This is a genomic window from Shewanella sp. CAL98-MNA-CIBAN-0140 (assembly GCF_040309905.1).
GTDB classification, from domain to species: Bacteria; Pseudomonadota; Gammaproteobacteria; order Enterobacterales; family Shewanellaceae; genus Shewanella; species Shewanella psychromarinicola.
In genome coordinates this window covers 20,335-28,187 of sequence record NZ_JBEOPI010000048.1, presented here as the reverse complement: position 1 = coordinate 28,187, position 7,853 = coordinate 20,335, and the positions used below count along the sequence as shown (strand labels likewise).

General features: G+C 40.8%; 8 protein-coding genes. 3 read left to right on the top strand and 5 right to left on the bottom strand.

Annotated features, from left to right (window positions below):
- From AAEY93_RS18525 to AAEY93_RS18515, 3 genes are all read left to right on the top strand, one after another.
- Positions 1 to 199 (top strand): hypothetical protein (locus AAEY93_RS18525; protein ID WP_351078978.1); only part of this gene is annotated, 199 nt, incomplete at its 5' end.
- A gap of 18 nt (positions 200 to 217) precedes the next feature.
- Positions 218 to 730 carry a hypothetical protein gene (locus AAEY93_RS18520; RefSeq protein ID WP_351078975.1) on the top strand — a complete coding sequence of 171 codons (513 nt, stop codon included), beginning with the start codon at positions 218 to 220 and terminating at the stop codon, positions 728 to 730.
- Between the two features lie 91 nt (positions 731 to 821).
- Positions 822 to 1,517, top strand: coding sequence for an AbiU2 domain-containing protein (locus AAEY93_RS18515; RefSeq protein WP_351078973.1), 696 nt, complete (start codon positions 822 to 824; stop codon positions 1,515 to 1,517).
- A 737-nt stretch (positions 1,518 to 2,254) separates the two neighbouring features.
- On the opposite strand, the gene AAEY93_RS18510 is transcribed toward AAEY93_RS18515, so the two are convergent.
- From AAEY93_RS18510 to AAEY93_RS18490, 5 genes are all read right to left on the bottom strand, one after another.
- Complete coding sequence (locus tag AAEY93_RS18510) at positions 2,255 to 2,893, bottom strand: SDR family oxidoreductase (RefSeq protein WP_124013164.1); 639 nt, start codon at positions 2,891 to 2,893, stop codon at positions 2,255 to 2,257.
- Positions 2,894 to 3,238: 345 nt separating this feature from the next.
- On the bottom strand, positions 3,239 to 3,577 hold the full coding sequence (locus AAEY93_RS18505; RefSeq protein ID WP_101033129.1) for a hypothetical protein: 339 nt from the start codon (positions 3,575 to 3,577) through the stop codon (positions 3,239 to 3,241).
- Positions 3,578 to 3,912: 335 nt separating this feature from the next.
- The gene (locus AAEY93_RS18500) at positions 3,913 to 5,766 is read right to left on the bottom strand and encodes a multiheme c-type cytochrome (RefSeq protein ID WP_124013165.1); all 1,854 of its coding nucleotides are present in this window, start codon (positions 5,764 to 5,766) and stop codon (positions 3,913 to 3,915) included.
- A gap of 731 nt (positions 5,767 to 6,497) precedes the next feature.
- Positions 6,498 to 6,689 (bottom strand): hypothetical protein, encoded by a 192-nt coding sequence (locus tag AAEY93_RS18495; protein ID WP_101033127.1) that lies wholly within the window; start codon positions 6,687 to 6,689, stop codon positions 6,498 to 6,500.
- 120 nt (positions 6,690 to 6,809) lie between these two features.
- Positions 6,810 to 7,793, bottom strand: coding sequence for a LysR family transcriptional regulator (locus tag AAEY93_RS18490; RefSeq protein ID WP_351078967.1), 984 nt, complete (start codon positions 7,791 to 7,793; stop codon positions 6,810 to 6,812).
- Positions 7,794 to 7,853 lie beyond the last annotated feature (60 nt).

Sequence of the window (7,853 nt, the reverse complement as noted above, 5' to 3'; positions counted from 1 at the left end):
TATTTGTTTTTGGCGAAGTGAATTATACGAGATTACCTTCTTCGCACAAAATTCAAACAAAGATCAACAGCCCCTAGGTGGAAAGAGCAAAGATACTACTTTTATTTGTGAGTTCAAAGATGGTCGGAAATTCTTAGGTACTGCATCCTTTAAAGTATTTAATGAGCTTAAAAAAAATATTATGGCTTCATCATTCTAGTGTTACATAGTGGGCAATATGACAAGTAATACTCGAAAGCAAGATGTGATTTTGCCGTTCTACGTTAGATTTACAACACGAGTTTTAAGTAATATTTTGAAACTTTCAATATTGCTTATGTTAAGTGTACTTCTAGTCGTTGCAGCTATCATTCTTGATTCTAAGGCCTTTGGTTTCCAATACCTTAAAAAAGCAGGTGTCGTTATTGGATTATTTGGTGTGCTACTTTCACTAAAACATCGATTGTTGAAAGCTTTTTCAAGTTATGTCACTTATGACTCAGATATAAACGGTGATGGCTTGTTTTTTTGTAACGATATCATTAGTCAATGTGAAGCTCAAAAAGTAAAGAGTAAAGCAATTGAGGAGGCGTGCGGTGTTTGGATGATGCTAATTGGCACCATCTTAAGTGTTTTCTCTTTTTGGCAAGCGTTGCTTTTGCTTATTTATCCTTATCTGTTAGGTCTTGTCGACAAGTCAGAGGTGGTGTTCTTTGACATACTTCAAGCAATTAGTAGCTCACTTAATTAGTGAATTCACTGGCTCGGTTTGTCACAGCGGCTGGTTTTGGGATAGGCAGTGGATTACTGTCCATACAGCGTTATGTATTTAGAGAAAATCAATGAGAAAACAGCAATTGCCTAGGTTTCAGAAGAAAATTGATTCAGCGACCATTGGCTACTTAAATCTTTTGGAACCCAAAGAACTTCTGTCTGTATCGATAAATCTGAGCAACTCCCTAAGTTCCTTATCTTCTCCTATCCGGAGAAGTATTCTTACGTTGCAACATACTTTGTATGCATCTTTAATGGTTGATGTTCATTCTTGGCTATTTGATCCGTCGAAAGGGTCATCGAATTTAAGCCTTTATAACCTGCTTGAGCAGTTGACTGATAAAGATACTAAATTCAACACAAAGTATCTTAAAAGCTACTATATTGCTGAGCCAAATGTAGTAAAACTCAACGAGTCAGCATCCCGTTGTCAAAGTGAATTTGTTAGCAAGCGTGTAGCTAAATTTGATCAGGACTTTCTTGAATGCATCGGTAATATTGAGGAACTACTGAATTCAGGGCAAGCAACAAGGATTAAGTTGCTCCGAAACAAGTTACTTGCACATAAAGACGGTGTATATGACGTAAAAGCTAATGGTCACGAAATTGGAGATGTATTTTACTTGTTAGGGCAGATGAAAGTTATATTACTTACCCTTAACAGACTATTTCAACGAGTTAGCTACCCCATTGAAGAATCCGAGCAACAAGCCAAGAGTAATGCTGATTTTTTTTGGAAGCATGTAGCACGTACAAAGATTTAAGGATACTTTTCCTAATCCTGAGATCAACTTTTAGACCCTTTGCACTAACTGATTTATGTCCATAAATGATTTAGATGCCTTGATTGAAAATGCCTAAATTCACCTCTGAACTTGAGGCCGTTGAAGAAAATGACGTGAGCTGGCCATGGATGGCCCGCTAGCTTTCGCGGTACAGGATGTACCATCGGAAGCGTTAGCATTTTCACTCTTTATTATAAGATGGGCCGAAGACGGTTACAGATGAAGTCAAAAACTGGATAAATCCCCGTGGCGACCTTTTCGCATCTGTTGTTTAAGTCAATTGGGAAAATATTGCGGGGCGGCTAGGCCAATTCTTTTAAAAAGAGTAAAGAGGGAGCTGCCGTTGGTTTCCTCTTGGTCTGGTGTGGGCGAAGCGCCACGACGTTGGTGGCCTCAGGCCATATCTTAAACCCACTTTTGTCCAAAAGTGAACTAGCTCATTAGTTGCTATCATTTGCACAATGGTGGCTCTTTCATATCTCGATAATCGCCAGTCAGTTCGGTAATCTGCAGTGTGCGATGGATGAAATGTCATTTCAGGCTTACATTTCAGGCTTACATTTTAGGGTTAAATAGTGGTGCGCTTAACCACGCAATATAGCTAATTTATTGTATCTAAGACTATGAAAAAATACTAAAAATAAAACGGCCAGCGTTGTGCTGGCCGTTTTATTTCAGTGTTTATGGCGTTGTTAGGCGAATGTCTACTGAATGGATTAATTTAGGACATCAGTGAGGGATTTGCTGCCATTAAATAATTCAAAGACTTTGCCGCCTAGCTGCGGTTTTCCTACCGCGTAAGTCAGTGCTCGAGCAACATCTTCTCTGTGAATAGTCATCTCTTGTTTGCTGCTCGGCCGCTGGGTTTGCACTTTACCTGTGGCGCGATCATCGGTTAATGAAGCCGGTCTAAATATGGTGTAGTTAAGCCCACTGTTGATCAAGTGTTCGTCGGCCATGTGTTTGGCAACTAAGTAAGGCTTCATTTGTTCTGAACCTTGGTCGGGATCGTCAGCACCGATAGAGCTAACCATAATGAAATGTGACACATTAGCCGCTTTTGCGTAATCAATGGCTTTACAGGCCGCCCATAAATCAATGAGCATAGTTTTGTCTGCACCTGTTTTGCCACCTGAGCCAGCGCTGAAAATGACCTGATCGCAATCGTTAAATGCTTGGCTAAAGTCCTGTTCTAAATCCACTTCAACTATGCGTAGCTTCTTATCACTGGCGATATCAGCCAATTTATTTTTATCTCGCACTAACGCTATTACTGATTGGCCTTCTGCTAATAGCTGCTTTGTTGCCATGTTACCGATCTGTCCGCTTGCGCCTAAAATGAGTGTCTGTTTCATTTTATCTTCTCCTCAGTATCGAATTTTTGGCTTATATTACTGGCAAATGTGGCAGCATCGTTTGCTACTCTATTTGCCCGCCTTCTAATGACATTGGGGTTTGATCGGCGCGATTCAATGCTTAAGAGGTGACTAGTGTTTAGCAGCACTTTATGTTTTACATCAAAATAAACATAGCCAGCCGATATTTTTGGCGAATATTGAAGGTTTTACCGCCTTAGATAGCGTTAATAGCTTGCTGGTAATGAGGACTAATGACGGTAATTTTAGATAAACATAGCCGATATCAATTTGGATTAATGTCTAGGATCGGTAAGGTGATCACTAAGCACATCTAACGGTTAGTTAATCTGCTTGATGCTCAAATGTGCGTCCAGTGTGTTGAGTTTGATTCGGTTTAGATCGGTTAAACATCTCAGCATAAGGCGCAGCTTGTTCGCGCTGCACATCAGCGCTGTCTTGGTAGACATCACCTTGTTGAGCGTGTGGCTGGTTTCTCTGCAATATTTTTTTACCTAAGAGCTGTAGTGTAATAAAGCTTAATAAGCCCAGTAACAATAAAAAGGGTAATAGCACAATCGTGGTTAATGCGATGCTAAAAAACATCAGTAATGCCAAAATTGGGTTCATTGCCGTGAACCGACTTTTCAAATTGGCAGTGTGGAATGATTGATTAAATTTCATAGTGGCTCCTGAATGCAGTTCGTCTGAAAATGGGTGTCTAAAAACGTTACCTATAAATTAGTAACGATGACTTAATGTACAGTTTGCAATATCTGGACATAATATGTCACGTTAAACTTGGTTAATGTTTTAAGTTTGGGATTAAATGTCTATTTTGCTGAACCATTAGCAATAGCACGTCAATACAACTTCGACCGCGGGAAAAAGAGTTGTTTGAAACCCTCTATTGGTCTGGGTAACGGTTGCTCTTGTTAACTAAGCATATAACCAAAAAAAAGGGTAAACATAATGTTTACCCTTTTGGTTATGACTTGTTTATAAAATGCTTTGATCGATTATTTGGCTTTTTCAGCCATCTTTCTAATCACTTTATTATGGGTTACATCGTTTGGTGCTTTACCTGTGGCATTGATTTCATCACTGCCATGACAGGCTAAACAAGTGCCGACTCGGCTGATGCGATCCATTTCTTGTTTATTAAATGGACGAGCACCTTCATGTGAAGTTGATTGCAGTTGTTTACCGTTTTCATCAACAAAACGTTCCAGTTCAAAATCGATAGGGGCTTTGCCGTCTGGGAAGTTTCTGTTGATGTCGTATACACCGCTCCCTAAGCCCAATACTTTCGGGTTGGTATGACATTCTTCACAAGTACGCGACTTTTTGCTCATGGTATGAGGCTGGATCGGGTTGTGTGAAATACCACTGGTGCCATCGACGGTGGTGTAAGTTTTATTGCTTACAATCGATTTTTTACCATCTACTTGAGTTAAAAATACTTGGCAACCCGGTACGAAAGTAGACACTTTTCCGCGATGGTTAATCCCTAATGCAGGCATTTCCCAACGAACGTATGAACGGGATTCATCCCAGCTGAAGGCATTCTTGGCTAAGTTAGCTTTGTTACCTTGTTTAGAGGGGTCATCACCCGTGCCGTTAAGCCAATCGCCATTTGGCTTGCTGATGTCTTGCTTAGCATGACAGCCATAGCATTGCGGTGCCCAAGCTGCATGACAGGTAGAACATTCCATTTTTTCCATGTGGCTGGCAATTTTCACCATCGCAACATAGCCTTCTTTAGACAACTCTTTATCTTTTAGTTGAGGAACATCCAGTTTTTTACCGTCGTTTTTAGTGGTTAAAGTTACTGTTTTGCCTTCACGTTTGAGGTTGTTCAAGGGCATGTCGCGTGAGGTTTTTAATGTGGCTTCGGTGGTTGGCGTACCATGACAAGACACACAACGGATTTCTAAGGCGTGCTCTTTTTTGGTATATAAGTAGCCATCACCGTGCATTTCGTTTTTGGTGTGGCAGTCAATACAACTCATACCAGCATCATAGTGTAAATCAGCTTCAAGGAAGTTGTAGTGTTTGCCATGCAGCTTACCCTGCTTGTCACCGTCTTCGGTATAGGGTGTGCCGTATCCGTCAGATTCCATCATGCCTTTATAGCTTACGCCCGTACGTCCGCCGCGGTTATGACAATGCTGACACTGGTCTACGGTCATTTTCTTGGTCATTTTATGCTTGCGAGGACGATCTTTTTGAGTTTTATCTATGGCCTTATCGCCACCTTCATAGGTGCCATCGTTACTGTATTCAACATGACATGCTGCACAGCCAGACGCGCGGTAATCGCCATCGCGTTGATGGCCGTCGCTCCAAATATGGCAACGTAAACACTGGTTGCGGAGGTAATCATCACCTGGTGAATTGGTGTTTGATTCTGGTTGAGTTGGGTCATAACTTGGTATCTGGGTTAGGCTTTCAACTGTGCCTTCTCGGCCCGTTTTCAGTGCTTTAACATCGTAAGTGGCATGGATCGCATTACGATCTTGGCTAGCAAAGTTGTAGCGAGTACCTGAAATTACTCCGGCCATAGTGGCATGGAGTGAGGTTTTGGCGTTGTCGACTTCATCTGGGTGACAACTGCCACAGGTGTCGTTAATAACCCGTAAGTCTGTCGGATTGGCCCACATATCTGTGTGAGCGGTTTTCATGTTGGTGGCGATACCATCACCATTGTGGCAATCAACACAAGTCAGATCGGCCATGCCGTCAACTTGTGAAAATTGTTCGATGCCATTATGGCAACTCATGCAGCCGGTATCATCATCCCATTGCGCATTAGCGTTGAACGCTAACATGGAAAATAATACAAATATGGCAATGAAATAAAATGTTTTCATCTTTGCTCCCTAATATATTTTTTATAACAATAAAACCCTACATTTTGTAACTGTTTATTATCCTATATCAAAAGAGGTATGTAAAAATTTCGATACAGATTTGTAGCCAATGTGTGACTTGTGCATGTTCAATTGACCGTGGCATGGATATAAGCTGGGAATTCGATTAAAAAAACATCGCAATATAATACTATCCCTATGGCTTGTAGATATTTTCTGGTTAAAATATGTTCGAGGTAAACAGGTTTTAATTGCGGCGCAAGTCTTACAGATCGAGTCTTTAACTAAGCGAGTACCTTGCAACAAAGACCTTGGTTTACAAGTATCTTTGCTTACGAATACCCTTGCTTAAAAATAAGAGCACCCGTTTAGCTGGACCCTTAGGGCACATTGGTGGCTTGTCGCTAGTGCGTTATCACTTATTTATCTACAACCACTGCACGTTGTAAGCGCGACCTTGTATAATATGGCCTCAAACTGCTGCAAAATGTATTTTAAAACATCAACATGCCCTCCCATTACGAATAAATCCTAATAGTTATCGAGGGATAAAGTGTGTCGCGAGTTAGGTTGTAAATATGAAAAAATAAATAGAGGCATGATAAAAAATAGCTGAGTCAGTGTGGGCAGAACAATTATTTACGCGAGTGATTAATGGTTCTAGTCACGTGACATGATGTGGTTTTTTGGTTCAATATTAGTATGAGGTTGATATCTGTCCTTGCTTGAGTTTAGCGATTATGCTTCATATATTGGTTACGCAAGAGCGTCATGCCAATGAAACCGACAAATACAAACAATAATATTAACGGTAATAACAACAGACCGCCCAATAAGACAGTGGCAACCGTTGCTAATGCAGTATATGGGCGCATTTTCCGGAGGCGTTGAATTATATTGTGTAGATTAATTGAACTGAACATCCTCTCTCCTCCGGGATTAACCCTATGGATAACCCATCAGGTTTGCTTATTTGGTAATCGATTACTTATTCGTTTTATTCTAGTGCCTCGTGACTTAAAAGTTAAATTAAGGCTGAAATGTCAGCGATTAGTTTTACTAATATGATTATGAGTAATGGCTTTCTCGACACTGCTGAAAATAATATTGCGAAACCATTGATGTCCCGGCTCTTGATTATTTCGTTCGTGCCATAAAAACACATAGGCCATAGGCATAAATTCAAACGGCAAAGGAATAGAAACGAGTGAGTACAGTTTCTGGGCGTGATAGGCAAAACTAGACGGTAAGGTGAAAATTAAATCGGTGTTGACGCATACACTTACTGCACCGTAAAAGTCTGGCACTGTGGTTGATAAGTTACGATGTAAGCCTAAATTGGCTAAGTGGTAATCCAAGGCCCACCAGTCGTTACCTTCACATCTTACTTGCACATGAGACATATTGAGGTAGTGATCTTGATCCCAGTGTCCAGCAGTGACAGTCTGTAAAATAGGGTGATCCTTACGCACCAAGCAAACTTGATGATCGTTAAATAGAGTTTGTGATTCAATACCTTCAGGCACATGTTCAAAATTGACATCGGTATGCGGTTGAATGTCTCTGCCTGCAAGCCCAAAATCGATTTGTCCTTGTTGTAAATCTTGCATTGATTTTTCAGTCCAAACATAAGAATCCAATTTTATTAACGGTGCCTGTTGTAATAATGGTCCGATAAAATATGGAATTAAGGTTTCATAAGCACTTTCGACCATCGAGAATGAAAATTGACGGTTACTGGTCGCCGGATGAAAGGTTGGCGGTTGCGTGAGTTGATACAGGTTTTGCAACACTAATGGTAGTTGTTGCCTTAATGCATCAGCATGTGCGGTTGGTTTTAAGCCGTGTGCTGTACGTTGAAAAAGTGGATCGCCTAATGCTTCCCGCAAACGATTTAAGCTTTTACTAACAGCCGATTGACTGACATGCAAGCGATGGGCTGCCCGGGTGACACTTTGCTCCTCAAGTAAGACTTGCAGAATGACTAATAGATTAAGATCGACTCGAGCGAGGTTGTCTAAGTTCATGTGATATTCTCAAATGGAAATTCACTTTGGATTTTATATCATTTCCGTTCATACCTCCAT